Below are 20,975 nucleotides of genomic sequence, written 5' to 3'. Positions count from 1 at the left end.
TGGAATTGATAATCTGCATTGCTCAATTATCCTGTGCCAATTCGCACGAATCCCCGGCGATTGTAAGTCGCGGCGGCACAGGATATCGTCTGCCTCTGCGGACTAAAAAAAGAGGGGTAATTAAGCCCTGGCGAATAACCCATCCGGGCGAATATTCCCGGCCAGTTTATTCGCAGCTACACAGGCAAAGTCCGCCTCTGCAGACTGAAGGAAACCAATACCCGGCGAATAAATTCGCGGCTACACAGGCAAAGTCCGCCTCTGCAGACTGAAGAAAAAGCGGTAATAAAGCCCGCTTTGACATGATTCTCGACTAGGTTGGCCCATCTCAGGTTTGTCTGCTTGAATGAGGTTAAATGACCAGATAATTGACTGATTTCTGGCGAACCCAAAGTTTAGTTCAACTCACGCGCACGTTAGCGATTCAACAGTTTTTAGTTTTGAGTTAACCCCACGAATAAATTAGGCTTATCGGAACAAGATAGCCTTTTAAACCATTATGAATTATGAGTTGTTACCGCCAAAAAAATCAACTCATAACTAATAATTCACAACTCACAACTCATAACTCCGTGCCGCAGTGAGCATCTACCAAAAGGTTTAATCTATGCAACTTCAAGGAAAAACAGCTCTTGTTACAGGAGCTTCGCGCGGAATTGGGCGATCGATCGCCCTGGCATTAGCGAGACAAGGAGTCAAACGCTTGTTGATTGTGGCGCGCAACCGCAAGCAATTAATTGAACTGGCAGAGGAAATCGATGTTTTTGGCACAGAAGTAGTGCCGTTAGCTTTGGATTTAACTCAGTCAGTTGCGGTGAATATTGCGATCGCCCAAGCTTGGCGAGATTGCGGCCCGATTCACCTGCTAGTCAACTGTGCAGGCGTCGCCCACCAAGCATCTTTCTTGCGTTCCCCGCTGCCATTAATCGAGGAAGAAATCGCCTTAAATTTGCTCGGAACCTACACAATTACCCGCTTGATAGCTCGGCGAATGGCGACTCAAAAAGAGGGAACAATCGTCAATGTTTCTAGCTTAATGGGCAAAATTGCCGCTCCCACAATGGCGACTTATTCTGCTACCAAATTTGCCATTTTGGGATTCACCCAAGCTTTGCGTAGCGAGTTAACTCAGTACAATGTTCGAGTCACAGCTTTGCTGCCATCCCTAACAGATACCGACATGGTGCGAGACTTGGAACAATTCCGGTGGGTAGTGCCCACAACTCCCGAAAAAGTGGCCCTAGCACTTGTCGCGGGATTGCAGAAAGATGCGCCGGAAATCTTGGTAGGATGGCAAAGTCATCTAGCAGTTTGGTGTCACCGAATTGCGCCTTGGTTGCTGGATTTTGTGTTGCGGATGGCGACTCCAGAACTTCGGGATAAATCGCGGGGCCGCAAATTGCGGGAGGCTTTAGCTAGCGGGCGATAAACCCTTTTATGGGCGGGCTCTCCGGCCCAACCCCTACTCCCCACAAAAAATTGGATGTGTTGTGGAACGGGCCGGAGAGCCCGTTCCGGGATCTTCGGCTTATTGGTGTCAACTTAAGCTGTCAGCCCGCCCACCCGGTAGTCCGCCCACCCGGTAGTCCGCCAGGGATTGAAATCCCTGTCTCATAGCGAAAGTCCTCTCAAAGAGGACTGAGAAGAAGAATTTTTGACGTTGCTGATTCACGCCGCCCACCCGTTAGTCCGCCAATCCGGCAGGGATTGAAATCCCTGTCTCATAGCGAAAGTCCTCGCTATGAGGACTGGGAAAAAGAATTTTTGACGTTGCTGATTCACGGTAGGAATCAACTTTTTGCTTGATGTTAAAAAACTCACCATAGTTGTCTTATAGCAATTGGGAAATCTAAATTCCTACCTGTATTTAGCAACAGCAACGCCGAATTTTTAAACTCATTAGTCCTCATAGCGAGGACTTTAGCTATAAGCCCCGTGGAATTAATTCCCTGTCGGACTATCTAATTCTAGCTCAGTTACAGGAAACTATGCCTGTTCATTTCTTGACTAACAGCAACGGGCTGATGAATGATAGAAACTTCTATTTGGCAAGTCGCTCTTTTGCTAGCGACTTTCCCAATATTGTTAAAATAGTGATGGGAGAAACGCGACAGATGGCTACTTGGATAACTAAGAATCCCGAGCCAGCAGCGAAATTTATCAGCGCTCGAACGGGAATGAAAATAACCACAGCTATCATGTTAACAAAAAGCCGCCGCTACGATTTGCTGCCAATTCAGGACAGGGCAGTTGAAGAACAGCAGCGGATTGCTGAAATTTTATTTCGGTTGGGACTGCTTCCCTATCGCATTTGGATTGAAGATGTTATCTGGAAACAAAAATTAGATTTATAGTGAATATTCAGGTATTGGCTAACAATTTACTTCTCGAAAAATATGCGCTCGCCCACGCTAGCAGCGGTAGAGAAGCTTTAGCCATTCTAGACAGAGGCTACAAGCCGGCTCTAATTTTGCTATATCTCATGAGGCCACGGATGACTGGTTACGAAGTTGGCGAGAAAATCCGGGATAAATTCACGGGTATCGAAGGGCAAATTGTGATGCTAACCGCCAAAATTCAAGTAGCTGACTTAGTGCAAGGTTTCAATGCAGGGGCTAATGATTTTTTAACTAAACCGTTTGTCAAAAATGAATTGCTAGCCAGAATCAAACTCACATCAGTCTGGCAAAAATCAATGCAGCTTACGGTAAATTTGTCCCCCACGACTTTCTGCGATTTTTGGGACACGAAAGTATTGTTGATGTCCGACTAGGCGATCAAATTCAGAAAGAAATGACAGTTTTATTTTCTGAAATTCGCTCTTTTACGACTATCTCAGAAGCGATGACTCCCTAAGAAAACTTTAGTTTTATCAACAGCTACCTCCGCCGAGTGAGTCCTGTAATTCGCGCTCACCAAGGTTTTATCGATAAATATATTGGCGATGCGATTATGGCACTATTTCCTGAGTCGGCAGATGATGCTGTTCGCGCGGCGGTGGAAATGCAAAAACAAGTTATTATTTACAACCAGGAGCGACAACGGAGCAATTACCCACCGATTACTAGTGGCATCGGTTTGCACGTGGGTAGTTTAATGTTGGGTACGATTGGGGAGGAGGAACGGATGGAAAGTACAAGGATTGCTTATGCGGTGAATCTCGCGTCTCGTTTGGAAGGATTGACTAAGGTTTACGGGGCGGGCATTCTAGTTAGTGACTCCATTTTAGAGCGTTTGGGCGATCGAGAAAAATATATGTGCCGATTTGTCGAGCGAGTCACAGTAAAAGGGAAAAAATCTGCCGTATCGGTGTTTGAAATTTATGATGCAGAAACAGAACAAAGCATTCAACTAAAACAGGCAAGTGCTGCTGAGTTCCAAAAAGGTCTGGAGCTTTATTTCGAGCAAAATTTTACTGAAGCGCAAAAATTATTCAGTAAGATTTGCGCCATAAATCCTCAAGATAAGTTGGCAGCAATTTACTGCCAGCGCTCTCTAAAGAAGGGAATGTATGGAGTGCCTGGAGGATGGTCGGGGATAGAAGCTTTGGATGAAAAGTAGTACAAGTAACCTCTATTATGGAAAGTAGTGATACAGATATATTGTATGTGAACATCGGTAGGGACAGGGCAATGCCTTGTCCGCCGCCGGGAGTAGGACACGGAAATGCCGTGTCCCTAGGGTTCTCTTTGACTTTTAATAATTTGGTATAAGATTGAGGATTGTAGAAACAATACCAGGTCTTCCGGGCGTAAGTTGTGTTTAAGTACAAAATGGTTTATAATACTTACCAGCGGTAAGCCTTGGCTCCAAGTATTAACTGGTTGTTCAACCTAAACTAATGTTATGTCCACTCTTTCTCTCAAGCGCTTAGTGGCAAAACTTTCAAGAAAAGCAACGCTGCAAACTGTACTCATAGTTCCCTTTGTCTTGCAAGTATTTGCAGCGGTAGGAATTGTGGGGTATTTATCATTTAAAAATAGTCAAAGAGCAGTTAATGACCTGGCGGATCAGTTGATGGGCGAGGTGAGCAATCGCATTGAGCAAAATTTGAGAACTTATCTGCAAACTCCGCACCAAATCAATCAAAGCAAGCTGGATGCAGTGAAACTGGGTTTTGTGAACATGAAAGACTTGTCAGCTTGGGAAAAGTATCTGTGGCGACAAGTGCAATTATATCCTTATATCAATTTTACATCCATCGCTAATTCAGATGGAGAATATCGCACTGGCGAAAAGATGTCTAACGGCACTTTATTGATTAACGCATCGGGCCCATCTACAGGTTTTGATTTTTATTCTTACAATACTAATGATAGGGGCGATCGCGCGACATTAGCAGCCACCGTCAAAAACTTCGACATCCGACAGCACCCTTCCTACACCTATGCGGCTCTCGAAGCCAAACCAACTTGGAGTTCAGTTTATATATCCTTCCTAGAACCCACCTTGCTCCTCAGCGCGCTGCAACCAGTTTACAACAGCCAGAAACAGCTAGAAGGAGTATTAATTGCTGCTTTGCGTCTCGACAGTATCGGTCAATTTTTAAACAGCCTCAAAATAGGTAAATCTGGTCAAACTTTTATTATCGAAAGAAACGGCACGCTGCTGGCAACTTCCACACCCGAAAAACCTTTCCGCACCCAAAACGGTCAAAAAGAACTGTTTAAAGTTACAGAAAGCAGCGATGCAGTAACGCAAACTACAGCAAAATATTTAGAAACTCACTTTCAAAACTTGAACAAGATTACAAAAGCACAGCAACTAAATGTTGAGATAAACGGTCAGCATAAATTTTTAAAAGTCCTGCCCTTCCAAGACGACAAGGGTTTAGATTTGCTGATTGTCGTCGTCGTTCCGGAAGCCGACTTTATGGAACAAATTAATGCGGGCAACCGAACTACAGTGTTACTATGTCTGGCAGCTTTGGGCATGGCAACTGTGTTAGGAATTCTCACTTCTCGCTGGATTATCAAACCTCTTATAAAATTAAAAAATGCAGCAATAGCTTTATCAGAAGGACAATTTGACCAAACTGTAAAGCTCGATCGCTCCGACGAGTTGGGCGTACTTGCCGCTGCTTTTAACAGCATGGCAGCACAACTGCAAGCATCTTTTACTGCCTTAGAAACTAAAAATACCGAATTGCAGCGACTCGACAAACTAAAAGACGAATTTTTAGCCAATACTTCCCACGAACTCCGCACTCCCCTCAACGGCATTATTGGGATTGCAGAATCTTTAATAGACGGTGCTACAGGACAACTACCAGAACCAACAAATTTTAACTTAGCTTTGATTTCATCCTCTGGCAAAAGATTGTCTTCTTTAATTAACGATCTTCTGGACTTTTCTCAGCTCAAACACAAAACGATTGAACTGCAAATTAAGTCCGTCGGTATTCGAGAAATAGTCTCTGTAATTCTCACTTTGTCTCAGCCATTAGTAGGCAAAAAACACTTGCAGTTGATTAACTCAGTAGCTCCGGAATTGCCGCCAATAGCAGCCGACGAGAATCGCTTGCAGCAAATACTTTATAACTTAATCGGCAATGCGATTAAATTTACCGAAAGCGGCAGAGTTGAAATTTCAGCAGAATTGGTAACGGGCAACGCACAATCACCGTCTAACTCACAATTAGCCATTAGTGTATCTGACACGGGTATTGGCATCCCCGAAGATAAATTAGAGCGAATTTTTGAATCCTTTGAACAAGCTGACGGTTCCACTGGTAGAGAATATGGTGGCACGGGTTTAGGGTTAACGGTTGCCAAGCAATTAGTGGAATTGCACGGAGGTAAAATTTCGGTATCTTCAACTGTAGGTGTCGGTTCCCAATTCACCTTTACTTTGCCCGTATCTGAGAGTCAGCCGGAATTTAGCAGCACACAGCCGCATTTAATCGAGGGTTATCGCATTTTAATCACTCCTGAACTAGCCCGCCAATCCTCTATAATAAATTCTCCTCTATCAGACAATAGCGACTTGCTAGAAAGTGAAAAATTAAAAATTTTGGTAGTTGATGATGAGCCGATTAATATTCATGTCATCATCAACAGTCTTTCTGTAGAAAACTACGAGATTACTCAAGCGAGCAACGGCTTAGAAGCTTTAAATCTGATTGAATCAGGATTTAAGCCCGACTTAATTTTACTCGATGTAATGATGCCGCAGATGACCGGTTATGAAGTGTGTCGAGAAGTTCGCAAAAAATACTCGCCTTTAGAAATGCCGATTCTGATGCTGACGGCAAAAAATCTAACTACCGACTTGGTAGAAGCTTTTAACTTAGAAGCAAATGATTATGTAACTAAACCTTTTATCAAAAAGGAATTGTTGGCGAGAATTAACACGCAAATTCGCCTAGCAAAACTGAATGCAGCCTACGGTAGGTTTGTGCCGCACGATTTTCTAAACTTGCTGGAAAAGCCGAGTATTATTGAAGTAAAATTAGGGGAACATCAGGAAAGAGATATGACAGTGCTGTTTGCTGATATTCGCTCGTTTACGGCGCTTTCGGAAAAGATGACACCGGATGAAAATTTTGCATTTATTAATACTTATTTGGGAAGGGTTAGCCCTGCAATCAGGAAAAATAACGGGTTTATTGACAAATACATTGGAGATGCGGTCATGGCACTGTTTCCTACATCTCCTGAAGATGGTGTGCGAGCAGCAATTGATATGCAGAAAGAAGTAAATATCTATAACCAGCAGCGACAAAAAAATGGCTTGTTTCAGATCGCGATCGGCGTCGGTTTGCACGCGGGCAATTTGATGTTGGGTACAATTGGCGAGCGAGAACGGATGGAAAGTACGGTGATTGCTGATGCGGTGAATCTCGCGTCTCGTTTGGAAGGATTGACTAAGGTTTACGGCGCGGGCATTCTAGTTAGCGGTGCAATTATCGATCGCCTAGACGATCCTGAAAAATATAAGTACCGATTTGTCGATCGAGTAACGGTGAAAGGAAAGACAAATGCTGTGTCAGTGTTTGAAATTTACGATACAGAAACAGAGCAGAGCATTGTACTCAAGCAGCAAACTGCGGAGGTTTTTCAAGAAGCTCTCAATTTTTACTACGAGCAAAAATTTGTGGCCGCCCAAAAAGTATTTCAGAATATTTTACAAATCAATCCGGACGATCGGGTAGCAATGCTGTATTTCCAACGCTCTCGCAAGTATCGAATGTACGGCGCCCCGGATGGGTGGTGTGGGGTGGAAACTTCGACGGAGAAATAGGGCGCACAATGCACGCCCTACTATTTTTAAAATATGGTTGTACAAACTTTAAAATATAGTTGTACAAACGCCTAATTTATTCCAAGTTTTAGGGCCGACAATGCCATCAGCAACGAGTTGTTGTTGCTTTTGAAAATTGATTACTGCTTGTTGGGTTTTCGGGCCGAATCCTCCATCAGTAGTTACGGAAAATCCGCTGGCGTTCAAGAGCCGCTGGAGGTAGCGAACGTCCTCATTTTGGGTGACGCCATCGTTGCGTTTGAGTAGGGGAAAATAACGGCAGGAAGGTAATTCCATGTGAATTGCGTTTGTGGTTTGCATAGTTTGAGTCTCCATTGGTTGTTTGCAAGTTGTTTGAAAGCAGAGAAGTGCGGAAATGATGTTAATAGTCCTGGATGCACTTTTGACGGGCAGAAACGGGGTTTTGGCTTCGCTCAACCACCAGTTTTTTTAGCGTTTCTGGGGGCTGAAACGAAGTATTGTTGTGAAAAAACCCAGTTTCTTGCTAGCCGTGCGCCTAGGATTAGTTAACTTGGATTTAACATCCGGGTTCATCTGTATAACAAGCGCCTAATAGACTCCAAGTTTGAGGGCCGACAATGCCATCAACAGCAATCTTATTTTCCTTTTGAAATTTGATGACTGCTTGTTCGGTTTTTGGGCCGAAGAATCCATCAGTTGCGACGGAATATCCCTTTTTAACTAAGGATTGTTGGAGATAGCGCACGTTTTGATTGGCAGTGGTGCTATTATTTCGTTTCAGTGTGGGCAGTGAAGAGCAAAGAGGCAATTGAGCGTAAATTGAATTTGTGGTTTGCATGGTTTGATTGGGGATTAGTGGTTGGCAAGTCGTTTGAACTTGCTATTCCCCAGTTGTAGCTGTGGGGGGAAGTGCTTTAACAGTCGCTTTTTATAGTGACGCTTATCTGGGGTAGCTCAGATGAGTGACAGCCAGCTATCAAATCCGTTTTGTACAGAGTAATTGTCAAAGGCAAACAGCAGCGAATTGGGAGCATCTCACCTTTGCAGCCCTCCGCTAGAAATTGGAGCTTTGAGGCAGGAGGCAGGAGGCAGGAGGCAGAAGGAAAGAAGAAGAAGGAAGGAGCCAGAAGAAGGAAGGAGCCAGAAGAAGTATTTTTACAAATATGAGATGCTCCCAGCGAATTTCCATTTTTTATCAACTTTTAGCATCTTGGCCGGAAGCCCCACACCATATCTGTAGGGCTGTTGGTGTCGGGATGGATAGCCAGATTGACGTAGGTTGGCTAGGCAATCAATCCTGTCACGGTGTAATCGCTGCACTCTTGTATAAGGTGAGTAATAGTTTTTTATCTAGAGGAGGCAAAAATACTGTATTTAAAGCTCGTTAACCATGTGAGCGAAAAGGGCGATCGGGAAAATTGCTCTGGGGTTGCGACTTTAACTTAGAAGTGATATCGTAGTATCGGTAGATAGTAGATTTCCGGCTGTCAAACAACTTGAGAATTGAATCTATGACAATTTCTGTAACTATCGGGTTAAAGTCGGAAATAAAGTCGTCGGCGTTGAGATTTTCTCGAAAAAATTCCTTAGCTCGATCGCACTGATAGCGCATTTCGTCAAAGCCAACAATTTTTACCACAAACGTTGTCAGGGGCGAACTCTCCAAATCCGTATTAGAAGTGCTTTTAGCCCGCCCATTTTCTAATAAATTCAATACTTCCGCTTCTAAACTAATTTTAGGTTTATAAGGTTTCTCTATTTCGGGAAAAAAGCTTTCCAGGCGCACGCAGTTAGGAGCTCGATCCGGAATTCCTCCCGTCATCATCGCCAGAGAAACCTCAATCCCCACATCCGAAGAAAGAGCTTCTAGCAGGGCTAGGGCAGCCAGTTTGCACCCCAAATAAAGCTTCGCAATTTCGAGATTGTACTTAGCAGTAGTTTCCCAGCGCTGATAGGTGCGATCGTCTGGATATCCTTCAAACTGCCGGAAAATCATCTCTGGCTTGAGATAATTGAGAAAACCTTCCATCTTCACCAAAGCAACTCGGTAGTCGCGAACCGTGTAAAAACCGCAGGAGATGAGATTGTGATTGGTTTCCGGCAGTAAATTCCAGGTATTTGCCAAAAAATGGGCTGAACTATGGTGAGCAAAACTCATCACATCCCGGTTAGAGATTCGCACAGCTTTTTTGACCGTTTCCCGCATTTCATCGTCAGTCAAACTAAGGTTAAACAGGCTATTTATGGCTTGCAATCGCTCATAAAGGCGCTGGCTTACCGTTACTCCAGAATCGGCGACGCGAAAAGGAATTGTTGCTTCAATGCAGCCTGCAATTTGAAGCAATTGCTCGCGTTTGAGAAAGGGTTCTAGAGCTTTTGCTGCTACCACAGCGCTGAGAAATTCGTTTTGTCCGGAGAAAGGATTGAGGACTTCGCCCGGTACAAAATTGAATACCAGCATTACCATCTCGAAAATAGCATCCGCCGGCAGTTCAGATCGATCTCGAATTTGTAGTTGTTTGTTAACCTCTTTTGCAACAGGAGTGATGTAGTAGCTGACGTTAAAGTTAATGCTGCGATCGACTTGCACGTAGACGGTATCGTGAAATAAAGCTGCCAAAACCTCGATCGCGTCTTCATCTCCCCCCACATCAAAAATATGTTCGGGAGTGTGAAAAAACCGCCAGGGCCCCATCATCGGCTGAACAATCAGTTCGGCAATCCGAGCGAGTTCACTTGGTTCGACTTTTGCTTCCAGGCGATCGATCGCCCAAATCAGCCTTTCTAAGCACTGTAAGTAGGCTTGTTTGCTATCCATCACAGTCTTTCCCAATAACATTGCTGTCAGTCGATTTTAGATTTTAAATTTTAGACTTTAGATTTACTCCACAGATGAATCTGGAAGCTGGAACCTTCGTCTAAAATTTTTAGATATCCACGACTGGAGTCCACGGCTTGTATCCGTTTTTGGGCTGGTCACGTCAGCCAACCTGCTGTTACAGCATATTCCATATATGTGTAGTACAGAGAAACCGGGTTTCTTGAACAGAATCAGTTTAAAGGCTAGAACTGTAAAGAAACCCGGTTTCTGAGGTGTACTTCACAAACCTGGAATATGCTGTACTTTGATTGTCCTAGATGCGCCCCGGCTGTTTTTATTTGGGATTTATGAGCTTTTTGTGAAATACTTTAGCTGCAATTTAGGAGGGAAATACTAACTTCAAATAAACTTAATTTCCGGTAGCTGACCTCCCCTGTTTTCCTAGTCTAATTAGCACAAAATATGACAAGTAAAGTACATAAATTGCTAAACCGATCATACCCAACAATCCCAAAAATTGAGGGTTTGCCGTAGGGTGAAACATTTGTTTGTACAGCCAAGGTGGATCTAACCAAACGCGGCAAAAAGGTTCATCAATTATCTGAATTTGAGATTTAAAGGCACAGCTTAAGAAGAAAAGTTGAGCTAGAGCGCCCAAACCGCTGTAAACAGTAATCGCCCACCGCCAAGCTGTAAAAGCCAGTTTCATGGGCGACTGCGGTCGATCGGCAATTTCTTCGTTTAAATCCTCCCAAAACCACAGACTAGCAGGAATTAAGGCCCTGGCAATCACCGACGACACAAAGCTCACAGGCAGCGCAGCCATCATCAGGTAAAGTGTAATTGCCAGCAAACTCGCCACCCGCCAATAAATAATTGACAAACGGACGATCGGCTCAGCTTTTGCCACAACAGCCCAAATCAGCACTACCAGCGGGATCGAAATTGTTAATAACACAGACAACCGGTAATCCATCCAGACTAAGGTTAATAACGTTTTTTCCATACTTTCAGCCTTTAAGTACCTGATTTCTATCAACACTCTAGCAAAACAGCCATTTTAGGGGCTTTTTGGGCCTCATTTTTGGCTGTTCACCTGTCCCAGTGTCCCTTATCCGATAGTCACTTACAAGCAAGCTCTTCTATCAATCTTCTAGCCTACCCCTTAGCGATATTTGCGATCGGCTTAGGATACACGGGTGAGGTAGTGCTTTTGTGTGTATTTCCTAAAGTAGCCGCCTACAGTTGGCGGCTACTGCTTTAGAATGCTATCCCGTCCCGGTCAGAACCCAAAAACCTACAATCACAACATACACATAGCGTGAGTGATGCGATCGCACTCCCCGTGCCAGTCGTTCGCTTGGTTAAGGCAGTCTTCATGCTAGAAGTCACCCAGCATATCCAAAATCGCTTCTACGTCCGCTAGGTCGCATTTAGACTTTTTGCGCTTAGCTTTCAATTGGTTGAGTAAGACAGCAGCATCAGGTAAATCACTTGTGTAAAATGATTCTCCATTATCTAGCTGTCGAGCTATAGTCAGCACCCGATCTGCTAGGGCGATCGGTACTCGGATAGTGCGGGTTTTCCCGTGTTCCCATTTACCCTCATAGTGCTTGAGGTTGGCTAGGCTAGCGTCATTAATGTTTTTAGTCATTTCACTTGTGTCAGGTGATTTACTATTAACAGGTTGACACGAATGCTTTAGTTCTGTCAAGTATTTAGTCACGTGACACAAGTGACTAGAGGGAGAAAGTTAGACTTTAGGGAGCCAAAACCAAAAACTACTAGTACAGCTCGGCGTAAATACACAGACTATTATACCGCCAAGACTTTACCCTTATATGTCCACTTAAAAGGCTTTGCCATTGTTTGATTAAAGTAGTTAATAAAATTGAGGATGCGATTTTTCAGATCGTACTGACTGGTGAAACTTGCTATGCTTGAGTAATTTCCGCACTAAAATGCTGAACCAAATCTCTATTTGATTAAGCCACGAAGAATGTTTTGGCGTGTAGTGGAAAACAATTTGATGTGTTGGGTCACTTAAAAAAACAGCACGAGATTTCATGGATTGAAGTATGCCGCTTTTTCCCTTAATACCGAGGTCGATATCTAAGCCTTCTTTTTCGGCGACCAAACGCACCAATGATTCAGATTGGTGAGTATTCAGACAATCCATAATCAGATGCCATTTTTGGGCATCGGGGTCAGTTTCAATGATGTGACGAATATTCAGTACAAAATCGGATTCTTTTCTCGAATCTCCGCAAGTTGGCTCGATTATCTTACCATTCGCAATATTGAAATTAGCGATCAAGGTCTGCGTACCATGACGAATATATTCAAACTCTCTTCTTGCAACTTTCCCTGGTCGCATTGGTAAGTCTTTTTCGAGACGCTCAATGGCTTGAATTCCTGTCATCTCATCAACCGATATAGTGTGTTCTCCATTTTGACTGCGTTCAATCGCAGTCAGATATAAGCCTGTAATATCTTTAACTTTTGCATCAAATTCTTCATCCACAGGGGGGGGTTAACCAGTAGCGCGAGGCGTGTGGTTTAATTTCTGCTTCTTCTAATAATCTGCCAACATGGCGGAATGATATACTTTCAATAATGCCTTGAAACATGATTTCCTCCGCCAGTTCTCTAGCTGTCCAGTGACTTATTGGTCGTCCATAATCGGACGGTGAGGAACAGGCAAGTGCAAATAACTCAGTTACTTGTTCCATGGTAAATTTTACTGGTGCGCCAACACGCTCTTGATCTTGCAATCTTTGCAAAATCGATAAGTCTTTTCCCTCGCTTTCCAACCATCGGTTTCGCCATAAGCGAGCCATCTGTCGGTTAATCTCTAGGCTTCGGGCTATTTCACGATGGTTTTGACCATCTGATGCCATGAGAATTATTTTGGCTCGTAGCACTAGCTGTTGGGGCGTTTTGTGTTTGTCGATCAACTTCTGAAGTTGATGACGCTCGCCATCGCTTAAATTTAATATTTTAGGCATTAATAAGGCCATCTCTGACTCCTCGATCACCCACCTAAACGGGTCTCAGCTAACTATGTTCTTCTACCACAAATATAGTCTGTGTACTTACGCCGAGCTGTACTAGAGCTTGCGTAAGTCCTCCGGCTTCAACCAAGTTGTGTATCCGCCACTATCCGGGAGGGAGCAACAAAGTTCGTTCTGGGCGTTAGCTCCCTCAACTGTTAGCACGACCCCTTTATACTGTTCCGCAAACTTAGCCCCGACATATTGAACCGATGTGCCTTTAGTCAGGTCAAAATCCCTTAAGAGACGGATATTGAGACTTTCCTCCTTAGTAAAAGCTTTAGCAAAAAAGCCCCTTACTTGCAGCCCCGACGCAGCGACACGCTCCATAACTTCTTTTGCATCTTCCCGGCTGCCTTTAGCTATTGCCTCTCGCATCTGGTCTGCTAGTTTTTCGCCACGAAATTTACTTTGTGCGGTTGCAGGACTTTGGGGGGGGTTTGCAGGACTTGATGCAGGACTTGATGCAGGACTTAAATCCTTGTCTTGTATAGGGTTTGCAGGACTTGCAGGACTTAAAGGGGTAACTTTCTTTACTTCTACTTTTTCCTGGTTGTCCTGGTTTTGACTTTCCGGTTCACCTTGCTTTTTCTCGGTGTTTTCACAATTTCCCAAAATGTTTGGAGGTAAGTCCTGCAAGTCCTGCAAATCTATATCCTGTATGGGCGGAAGTCCTGCAACAAGTCCTGCAGAAGTGCTGCTAGTGCTGTCAGAAGTCCTGCAAAGCGGTGCTAGTTGTTGGGAGTAAGTAGGGTGATAATCATTTTTACCCCTCAACCTTAAACCGACAAAAGTAACGTGACGACCGCTCCGATCGCGAACGACTGGCAGGTGCAGTTCAGTGCAAAGTTTCTCTAGACCCGGCGAAAAAGTTGTCAGGCTCATCGCAGGTTTTTTAATTTCCTCACAAAAATCTTTATAACTGTCAAACAGATCGCCCGCACGGGTTTGTGCGCCGTCCTCAACAATTAGCTCCATCTCGAAGAACGCGGCCAAGCTATCCATCCGTACTTTCATATCCCATTCAGCAGCCTTGAAATCTGCAATCTCAGCATCACCGATACCCTGAATTGCCTGCTTTACCTCACTACTGGGGAGTGAAAGTGCGATCGCGATTAGCGCCCCTATTTCCGGATCGAAGCTGGCTTCCATCTCTGAATTCCGCAAGTGTTTGGGAATGGCGTTTTCAAAATTAACCAGACACAAGCGCCGCTCTAGCCCGGTGGTATTTCCCATGAAGATAGGGTCATTGCTACAGATAAGGAGTAGTCCATAAAAGTGTGCGCTTGCCACTGGCTGGTACACTTCCCGGTAGTTGACGCTATCCCCACCAGTTAGCCGGAGAATGCTATCAACTCCCACGGGTTTACGTTCATCGCCAAAAACTACTAATTGCTTGTCAATAATGCTGGCAATAGTTGAGCCGTCTTTTAGGCTGTCAAGACTGCAAGGTTGGGTATTATCCTTCCCTACTACCTTCTCTATTAACCGAGCGCAAGTACCCTTGCCGGAACCAGGAACCCCGATAAAGTGAACAAACTGCTGATATCCGTGAAAGCTAAACCGGAGACAACTATTGATGATTGCCAGTAGCTTGAATATTTTCTTGGCGTCACCCTGCATCGCCGTCCGGAAAAATTTGTGGATACTAGGGCAGTTCACCCGTAGTGCTTCCAAGGGGTCACTTAGATCGCCTGTTAGTGGCTGGTAGGGAAAGGGTAAATAGGAAGTAAACCCCATGCCGGGTGAGTGTGGCAAGGTTCCAAGGGTATCGCCGTCGAGTACGCAATTCTCGAAATTGATGTATCGGGACTTATCCCATGTTTGCCAGTAAACCTCTCGCAGGTAACACTTGAGCATCTCAATGACGTTATTAACGTACTCAATCCCGCTGTAGTTTACGCCCTTTGCGTCCAACGTAGTGACAATCAGGCTTTTAAACGGCCCTGGTTTTATCTTTTCCCAACACTTGCCAGTCCATCCCCGCCATGTTTGCTGTTCTTCGTGGTATTTCCACTGGGGGCGATATTCTTCGGCCAGTTGTGCTGCAATCTCGCGCGGTGTCGGTGTTTTTTTACTCCGAGTTGTCGAGCTGGTGTCACTTGTGTCAAGCGATTAAACTACATTGCTAGCTTTCATCAACACCGCCCTGAAGGCCTCAATCCCTTGATTATTGATGAAATCATCCATCCCCTTGCCGTCCTCGTGGTTCCAATTGCCTGTAACCGATAGTACCTCGCAGCCATAGGCTTTCAGGTGTTTAGTGAGGGTTTTTTCGGCACGGCGGACATTTTTTACGGTTTCCACCTTCTCAGGTGGATCGGAATCGTAAGCGATGATAAAGTTAAGACCCGCTTCAGCTAATCGTTTCAGCCCTGGTATCAAGTCGGGTGTACCCTTTGCCGCTGGTGTTAGGGCTATGTCAACTCCCATTACCGCTACCGTAGGGATATCCCACATACAGCCTTTTATTGCCTTTATGCACCCCTCGGTAATGAGGAGGTACGGTTTGCCGTTAATGGTGAAGCATCGGGCTTTAAGGGCTTCTAAATCAGTCCAGTACGTTTCGATTTCTGGATGCTTGGCAAGGAAAGCATCATATTCACCTTTAGGGAACTGTCCACCCCGTTCGTAGTGGGTAAGCAACCGACTGTAGGTGATGCCCGACTTCAAGTCCCCAAAGTGTTTGGCGTAAGCGTAAAGCCCTAGCTCTTGCGCTTCTTGTACCATTACCAATTTATCCTTTGGGGCGGTTCGCCGTTCGACTACCTTGTAGTGTTGCGTCATCCTCACCGGTTCCGGTAGTGGCTCATATGCCTTTTTTGCGATCGCTTCGAGGCACGTTAGTACCCGCAGCACCTCGGTAGTTGCTGGCATCCAACAGGCCAGCTTAAGTACGGCCCGTGGGGGCAACAGGTAGTTGAGGTGGGGTTTACCGATCCAGCAGATACCGAGTACGGGTTCCGAGTGTTCAATGAAGGTTTCGGGACAACTGAACAAGCCATCCCCTACCAGTTGTGGTTCAAAGTTGCGGATTAGGCGATCGGTAGTTTTTGGCTCAACGCCATAAAGGGCATCTACCTGTTCCGGTAATAGCACGGGAGCCTGGTAGTAGTGCAACCACGGCTTAACGCCAGTACCGATATCAATGCAGGCAAAAGCCTCGGTGTGGCGGATACCATCAAACACGGCATCTCGATACCAACGGAGTGCAAGGGGCTTATCCCACGAATAGTTAAGACAAGTCGATCGTGGGGCGCGCGAAGCGGACTGTTGTGACATAATAAAGTTCTCAATTGGTGACACAATTGAGAAAACAGCAGTCATCGGGGCCAACCCGGTGGCTGTGTTGCTTTCTCTTACTTTTGACGATCGCAGTATTCAGGCTAAAGTGTCAATACTGCAACTGTTAAGTTTTGTTGCCAACAGAACGGGACTACTTACCGTCACTCACGTGACACAAGTGAATATTTGATATTAGGTTCACTGCCTATTCATCTCTATTTTGAATAGTAGCCGCCAACTGTAGGCGGCTACGCCAAGAAATGTAAGCAGATACAGAGGCAAGCTCCCCTACTCTCAGTCACACTATGCAGATAGTTCGAGCAAGGGTTTCCTTTTTCCGTTCCGTGCGATCGCCAATAAAAAACCGCCCTTTTTAGGGGGCGGTCAGTAGGGGCGGTAGGTTAGATGTTTAACGGTGTAGCCGACTTATCGTGTTCTAAGTAATGTTGATGGATTTTATCGACACCCGTGCTACATATACTTGCCAACAAAGTCAAATCAACGCCCGCACGAGCTTGCAAGGTTATAAATGTATGCCTTGTATGGTAGGGACTCAAATAGCAGCTAATGAGTCCCGAATTGACCAATTGAGTAACAACACCAGGGTAGTAATGTTGACTACTGTTTGGTGATGCGTTGTGCATCCAAACACGCCCTAAGCCATCTGTATTATATGGGTTGCCATTCATTTGCCTAAAAACTAAATCGCTCATCTTAGTATTTTTAGTTTTTAGGCTCAACAACAGTTCACGTAATTTTGGATACATGACAAACAATCGAGCGTCATTATTTTTGGTAGCCTTAACCCCTTTAATACTGGTAGCGTAAGACTTGTAAATCACAATTTGATTACTTTCAAATTTGATGTTATTCCAAGTCAACGCGAAAGCTTCCCCGCTACGGCATCCAGTTAAAAACAAAAATTCAATTAGAGGGGCTGCATGAGAAAAACTAGGAGTAGCAGATTCATAAAAAGCCTTGATAATAATGTCTCGCTCTTCCTTAGTGAAAGCACGTCTATCACGTTCATTAGGGTTAGATTCTAAATCCTGTATCTCATACCACGGACGGATAGTACCATCAACGTCAACTGTTGATTTATACTTTTCAGTTTTGTTCTCTGCACCTTTACTGCCATTGGCAAACGGATTGACCGTAAGTTTTGTTTTCCCTTGAGACTGTAAACGATCGAAAGCCTCGGAGAGAGCCGTTAAAAGTTTATCTTTTGTACGTTTACTTACAGGATGGGTAAGTAGTATTTCCGTACACAAAGCAGATATAGGCATCAAATAAATGCCATCTTGAACTTTATCGAAACATTGACAATGGTTATTCCACAACAGTCCTTTTAAAGTATTTGTGTAGGTTCCAGCAGTTCTGACCTTACTACTGGGTTTATATTTACCGCCCATTTACGCACGCTATCACATTTAAGTCAAGGATTTAAGATTAATAGCATCGCGCTCTACCGATTGAGCTACCCCCCTGCGTTTGGTAGAGGGGGCTGGATATGAGCCAGCAACCTCGATGATGTTATTTTTTCCTGACATTCGTTTTTGTGATCGGCGGTGAATGCTGAGTTTAGAGTATTGACACTCCCCAACCTAAAGGTGTGGGGATTCTTAATTCAGCGACTGACCTTTAAGTGCTACGTCCTTGCGGCAATACTCAGACCTTTTAACCGTAGAAATCCTACCCATTAACGAGCCTGATTCGCAGTCACCCGCCTAGGGTCTATCTCCAAAAGCGTACTAGGATATTGACAAGCGAGTTCGGGTATGCCCTACCCTACCTAACAAAAAGTGAATTGTTTGTTTTTCTGGTTATGAGGCTGTATTAAGCCCCTAGCTGTATGGCGAGTTTTCGCCGCTCTTTGTCCCCCGGTTTACGCCTAAAAGTGTGTCTGAGTCCCTGTTTCACGAGGGCGTTTCGAGTTTAACCTTGACTTTTATAGTCAACCACAAAAACCAGCAATTCCCTAAATTTTTGGAATGGGTTTAAGGAATTCAAGCCGTCCTAGAAGGACGGGGTTTTAAAGCCAATTTCCCGATAACTTGCTGTTGAATTTGTACGCAATGCTGCCTCTGCCAATTGGGCTACCCCCCTATTTTGGGTAGAAGGGACAGGAGTCGAACCTGCACTATCACATTTGTACGGTTTAAGTTGAAGTTTGAGTTTGAACTTGTACTCTGTTTATATCTTAAAGCATAACTATCAAAAAAGCAAGCACTTAGCGGAAAATAAACTGAAAAATTCGCTCTCCCACTCTCTGTTCCTCAACTTCAGAATTGTTAGCTTCTTCGCGGGCGAACATAACAGCTTGCTGCAAGATTTCCACCCTTTGCAGCAACTCATTGATCCGCCGCGCAGCAGGCAAAGCTCCAGAAAACTTGACAGTCCGCCAATAGCCGATCGTAATATCTTCGTAATAAACATCGACTTGCGCCAGGTGGTGTTCGGTAGCTTCAGCTTTAACGTGATTGCGCGGAGTTTTAAAAGTCTTGAGAGTTTGCACCGGTTCAGTTGCCCAACAGTCTGCCGAAGCATCAAAGTTCCACGTCTCGGAAGCATCTAAGACTGGAAGTTTTTTGATGAATGTTTGCAAATCTGCTAACTGCTTTTCAATGAATAGCAAATAGCTGACAGGAACTTGGCTCAAAAGCACGTTTCCGTCTACAGTTACGTCAGCACGAGCGCTACAATTTGTCCAATCTTTGGTTGCGGTTACGTCGAAGAGTTTGGTCAAAACTTCAGTCGTTTTGCGGATAATCTCTTCTGCTTTGACTTCAACTTTTTTGGACTCTGGCGGCAGTTGTTCGCCTTCTTCGTCTTTGGGACGGTAAGTGCGGGAGATTCCAGAAAGCACAGCGGGCTTCTGGAGCGCTTTTTGAGCTTCTGCTAGTTCTTGGACGGAGCGGCTTTTGATGCCTTTTTCGATCGCAATAATCTGATTTAAGCGTGGCATTGTTCGATTTTATTGACGCTGAACTCATATCAAGCCTGGTTAATACTGATAATCGAATTGTTTGTCCTGTGGCTTTTAGGGCTTTGATAACTTTCCCTCCTCAGTACAAACCTCACGATCGTTCTTGAACCAAACTTGCTCGTTATGTAGTATGACACACTTCAAAATAAATTACAAGCTTTCTTTTCTAGGCGCGGTGCCAAGAGAGCCTGCCACTACCGTACTCAGCAATTTACCCCTCAAAAACTCGGCAAAATCTCTAGCGTGGCTACCAAAGTGTAGCAAATATCACTCTTTTTTAGCGCTGGGGCTACCTCTTGAGATAGATGCGGAAATCCCTCCCAGGGCGCGTTGTCAGATCGGGAAACATTTCTTAACATATAGATAACAAAGGGAATCCGAGGAGACACCAAAAATCCTTAAGCCCTTGGGGTGCCCCCGTTAATCAGATTCTTCGCAAACAAGGGCTAAATCAATGAAGAAGCAGCAAAACTCCGAAGTTTCAGCATTTTTGCCCATGCTCCAAAAAGGCATTTGGCTGTTTGGGATTCTCTCTTGGATATTCGGGCTGACAGATAGAACTATTGCACTATTATCTGACGGATATTTGTCGGCGATCGATATTGTCCAGCTATTTACAGCATCCTTTTTCTTCATTAGCTGGCTGTTGTTAAGCCCGTTTTGGGGTATTAACTCCCAGAGTCAGCCGAAGGAAGAAGCATCTCCCTAGTTTTTAAGTTGTAATGTTAGTTTCTCGATCGCTATGAGTTTCTTCTGGGGCAAAGCGGGCCGGCCAAATGCGATCGCAAAAAAACAAAGTTCCCGCCGTCACGCACAGCGGAATCGCCAACAGATTCAACAGCGGAATGCTCACCAAACCCAAACAAACCAAACCAAAACTCCCGCTGGCCGGCAAACTCGCCCAAATTATCTCCAACTTCTCCTGAAAAGGTCGCCTCCGTCTCTCCAAAGGTGCATCTAAAAAGTCCAAACAGACAATAGTCGCGCCCAAAGCTACGCCACCCAAACTGCTAAGAATAGAGCCGACACCAGGGATAAAATTTAGCAGCAGCAGGGGTATACCGACGCTCAACAAAATTTGTAGTTTTCGCAGTTCAAAGGCGATCGCCCTTTGAATATCCCCAAAACTACTCGCCAGATTCATTGGTGCTTCTGCGGGCAATTGACCGTTCCGCAGCAGTTCCAATTGTTCGGAAAGTTTGCCGTACCACGGCGAACCTAAAATCACGCCAAACTGCACTAACAAAAATCCAATTATCAGCAAAAGTCCTGACACTAGGAGTAAGCGCAGCAGCCAGCCGAAAGCAACTGTTAACACACCGAGAAAGCTCAGCCAAGCGGGAAAACTCGCAATTAGAGCGTTAAATCGGACGGATAAATCGGCAACTAAAACGTCTATCCCTGCCAAACTGGGAAATAGCAAGCTTAAATAAAGACCAATACCAATTATAAAATTTAGCACCACGGGAACTAATACATAACTCCACAGCTTGGGAGTTTGCAAAATCAGCGTGAAAGCTCGCAAAGGATAGGTGAAGCCTGCCAGGAGTCGAATTGGTGCGGTAATGGCGGCGTGGGCGGGGTTTGAATTTAGCTGTTTTGACAT

At 44.7% G+C, this 20,975-nt stretch carries 19 protein-coding genes; 7 read left to right on the top strand and 12 right to left on the bottom strand.

Going from position 1 to position 20,975, the window contains the following annotated elements; all coding sequences use genetic code 11:
- Positions 1-607 precede the first annotated feature (607 nt).
- The 5 genes from QT990_RS02345 to QT990_RS02325 all read left to right on the top strand — a co-directional run bounded on the left by QT990_RS02345 (position 608) and on the right by QT990_RS02325 (position 7,242).
- Positions 608-1,429 carry an SDR family NAD(P)-dependent oxidoreductase gene (locus QT990_RS02345; protein WP_333146671.1) on the top strand — a complete coding sequence of 274 codons (822 nt, stop codon included), beginning with the start codon at positions 608-610 and terminating at the stop codon, positions 1,427-1,429.
- A gap of 559 nt (positions 1,430-1,988) precedes the next feature.
- Positions 1,989-2,354 (top strand): hypothetical protein, encoded by a 366-nt coding sequence (locus QT990_RS02340; protein WP_333307880.1) that lies wholly within the window; start codon positions 1,989-1,991, stop codon positions 2,352-2,354.
- Complete coding sequence (locus QT990_RS02335) at positions 2,354-2,773, top strand: response regulator (protein ID WP_333307878.1); 420 nt, start codon at positions 2,354-2,356, stop codon at positions 2,771-2,773. Before QT990_RS02340 ends, QT990_RS02335 begins: the two co-directional genes overlap by 1 nt.
- 119 nt (positions 2,774-2,892) lie before the next feature.
- On the top strand, positions 2,893-3,561 hold the full coding sequence (locus tag QT990_RS02330; protein WP_333146665.1) for an adenylate/guanylate cyclase domain-containing protein: 669 nt from the start codon (positions 2,893-2,895) through the stop codon (positions 3,559-3,561).
- A gap of 285 nt (positions 3,562-3,846) precedes the next feature.
- Positions 3,847-7,242 carry an ATP-binding protein gene (locus QT990_RS02325; protein WP_333146662.1) on the top strand — a complete coding sequence of 1,132 codons (3,396 nt, stop codon included), beginning with the start codon at positions 3,847-3,849 and terminating at the stop codon, positions 7,240-7,242.
- A gap of 48 nt (positions 7,243-7,290) precedes the next feature.
- On the opposite strand, the gene QT990_RS02320 is transcribed toward QT990_RS02325, so the two are convergent.
- Together QT990_RS02320 and QT990_RS02315 are read right to left on the bottom strand one after the other, a co-directional pair.
- The gene (locus QT990_RS02320) at positions 7,291-7,563 is read right to left on the bottom strand and encodes a peptidoglycan-binding domain-containing protein (RefSeq protein ID WP_333106594.1); all 273 of its coding nucleotides are present in this window, start codon (positions 7,561-7,563) and stop codon (positions 7,291-7,293) included.
- Positions 7,564-7,780: 217 nt separating this feature from the next.
- The gene (locus QT990_RS02315) at positions 7,781-8,062 is read right to left on the bottom strand and encodes a peptidoglycan-binding domain-containing protein (RefSeq protein ID WP_333146660.1); all 282 of its coding nucleotides are present in this window, start codon (positions 8,060-8,062) and stop codon (positions 7,781-7,783) included.
- Between the two features lie 149 nt (positions 8,063-8,211).
- Here QT990_RS02315 and QT990_RS02310 point away from each other — a divergent pair, with 149 nt between their 5' ends.
- On the top strand, positions 8,212-8,391 hold the full coding sequence (locus tag QT990_RS02310) for a hypothetical protein (protein ID WP_333146658.1): 180 nt from the start codon (positions 8,212-8,214) through the stop codon (positions 8,389-8,391).
- Between the two features lie 217 nt (positions 8,392-8,608).
- Here the strand turns inward: QT990_RS02310 and QT990_RS02305 are convergent, their stop codons facing one another.
- The 9 genes from QT990_RS02305 to QT990_RS02265 form a co-directional block, all read right to left on the bottom strand.
- A complete protein-coding gene (locus QT990_RS02305) occupies positions 8,609-10,063 on the bottom strand; it encodes a hypothetical protein (RefSeq protein WP_333146656.1) in 1,455 nt (484 codons plus the stop codon).
- 391 nt (positions 10,064-10,454) lie between these two features.
- The gene (locus QT990_RS02300; RefSeq protein WP_333464871.1) at positions 10,455-11,051 is read right to left on the bottom strand and encodes a DUF3177 family protein; all 597 of its coding nucleotides are present in this window, start codon (positions 11,049-11,051) and stop codon (positions 10,455-10,457) included.
- Positions 11,052-11,426: 375 nt separating this feature from the next.
- Positions 11,427-11,699 carry a hypothetical protein gene (locus QT990_RS02295; RefSeq protein ID WP_333146652.1) on the bottom strand — a complete coding sequence of 91 codons (273 nt, stop codon included), beginning with the start codon at positions 11,697-11,699 and terminating at the stop codon, positions 11,427-11,429.
- Between the two features lie 228 nt (positions 11,700-11,927).
- Positions 11,928-12,569: a transposase gene (locus QT990_RS02290; RefSeq protein WP_333464870.1), complete on the bottom strand. Its 642-nt coding sequence runs from the start codon at positions 12,567-12,569 to the stop codon at positions 11,928-11,930.
- Positions 12,562-13,053 carry a helix-turn-helix domain-containing protein gene (locus tag QT990_RS02285; protein ID WP_333464869.1) on the bottom strand — a complete coding sequence of 164 codons (492 nt, stop codon included), beginning with the start codon at positions 13,051-13,053 and terminating at the stop codon, positions 12,562-12,564. Before QT990_RS02285 ends, QT990_RS02290 begins: the two co-directional genes overlap by 8 nt.
- 102 nt (positions 13,054-13,155) lie before the next feature.
- A complete protein-coding gene (locus QT990_RS02280; protein ID WP_333307908.1) occupies positions 13,156-15,138 on the bottom strand; it encodes a DUF5906 domain-containing protein in 1,983 nt (660 codons plus the stop codon).
- A 75-nt stretch (positions 15,139-15,213) separates the two neighbouring features.
- Positions 15,214-16,380 (bottom strand): DUF3854 domain-containing protein, encoded by a 1,167-nt coding sequence (locus tag QT990_RS02275; protein ID WP_333409053.1) that lies wholly within the window; start codon positions 16,378-16,380, stop codon positions 15,214-15,216.
- Positions 16,381-16,784: 404 nt separating this feature from the next.
- Positions 16,785-17,795, bottom strand: coding sequence for a tyrosine-type recombinase/integrase (locus QT990_RS02270; RefSeq protein ID WP_333143714.1), 1,011 nt, complete (start codon positions 17,793-17,795; stop codon positions 16,785-16,787).
- Between the two features lie 818 nt (positions 17,796-18,613).
- Positions 18,614-19,348: a DUF7873 family protein gene (locus QT990_RS02265; RefSeq protein WP_333464868.1), complete on the bottom strand. Its 735-nt coding sequence runs from the start codon at positions 19,346-19,348 to the stop codon at positions 18,614-18,616.
- 475 nt (positions 19,349-19,823) lie between these two features.
- Between QT990_RS02265 and QT990_RS02260 the strand changes: the two genes are divergently transcribed.
- Positions 19,824-20,078: a hypothetical protein gene (locus QT990_RS02260; protein ID WP_333143716.1), complete on the top strand. Its 255-nt coding sequence runs from the start codon at positions 19,824-19,826 to the stop codon at positions 20,076-20,078.
- Positions 20,079-20,081: 3 nt separating this feature from the next.
- On the opposite strand, the gene QT990_RS02255 is transcribed toward QT990_RS02260, so the two are convergent.
- On the bottom strand, positions 20,082-20,975 hold the full coding sequence (locus tag QT990_RS02255) for an EI24 domain-containing protein (protein WP_333143717.1): 894 nt from the start codon (positions 20,973-20,975) through the stop codon (positions 20,082-20,084).

Origin of the sequence: Microcoleus sp. T3_B1, from assembly GCF_036700445.1 — a bacterium.
Taxonomy (GTDB): domain Bacteria; phylum Cyanobacteriota; class Cyanobacteriia; order Cyanobacteriales; family Microcoleaceae; genus Microcoleus.
The sequence above is the reverse complement of the archived record's forward strand: the minus strand, read 5'-3'. Positions and strand labels throughout refer to the sequence as shown.

Coding starts and splice junctions, on each gene's coding strand:
- QT990_RS02270 (WP_333143714.1), bottom strand. CDS start 17,795: ATGGGCGGTAAATATAAACCCAGTAGTAAGGTCAGAACTGCTGGAACC.
- QT990_RS02315 (WP_333146660.1), bottom strand. CDS start 8,062: ATGCAAACCACAAATTCAATTTACGCTCAATTGCCTCTTTGCTCTTCA.
- QT990_RS02255 (WP_333143717.1), bottom strand. CDS start 20,975: ATGTCAAAACAGCTAAATTCAAACCCCGCCCACGCCGCCATTACCGCA.
- QT990_RS02260 (WP_333143716.1), top strand. CDS start 19,824: ATGAAGAAGCAGCAAAACTCCGAAGTTTCAGCATTTTTGCCCATGCTC.
- QT990_RS02275 (WP_333409053.1), bottom strand. CDS start 16,380: ATGTCACAACAGTCCGCTTCGCGCGCCCCACGATCGACTTGTCTTAAC.
- QT990_RS02345 (WP_333146671.1), top strand. CDS start 608: ATGCAACTTCAAGGAAAAACAGCTCTTGTTACAGGAGCTTCGCGCGGA.
- QT990_RS02285 (WP_333464869.1), bottom strand. CDS start 13,053: ATGCCTAAAATATTAAATTTAAGCGATGGCGAGCGTCATCAACTTCAG.
- QT990_RS02340 (WP_333307880.1), top strand. CDS start 1,989: ATGCCTGTTCATTTCTTGACTAACAGCAACGGGCTGATGAATGATAGA.
- QT990_RS02265 (WP_333464868.1), bottom strand. CDS start 19,348: ATGCCACGCTTAAATCAGATTATTGCGATCGAAAAAGGCATCAAAAGC.
- QT990_RS02320 (WP_333106594.1), bottom strand. CDS start 7,563: ATGCAAACCACAAACGCAATTCACATGGAATTACCTTCCTGCCGTTAT.
- QT990_RS02300 (WP_333464871.1), bottom strand. CDS start 11,051: ATGGAAAAAACGTTATTAACCTTAGTCTGGATGGATTACCGGTTGTCT.
- QT990_RS02305 (WP_333146656.1), bottom strand. CDS start 10,063: ATGTTATTGGGAAAGACTGTGATGGATAGCAAACAAGCCTACTTACAG.
- QT990_RS02295 (WP_333146652.1), bottom strand. CDS start 11,699: ATGACTAAAAACATTAATGACGCTAGCCTAGCCAACCTCAAGCACTAT.
- QT990_RS02325 (WP_333146662.1), top strand. CDS start 3,847: ATGTCCACTCTTTCTCTCAAGCGCTTAGTGGCAAAACTTTCAAGAAAA.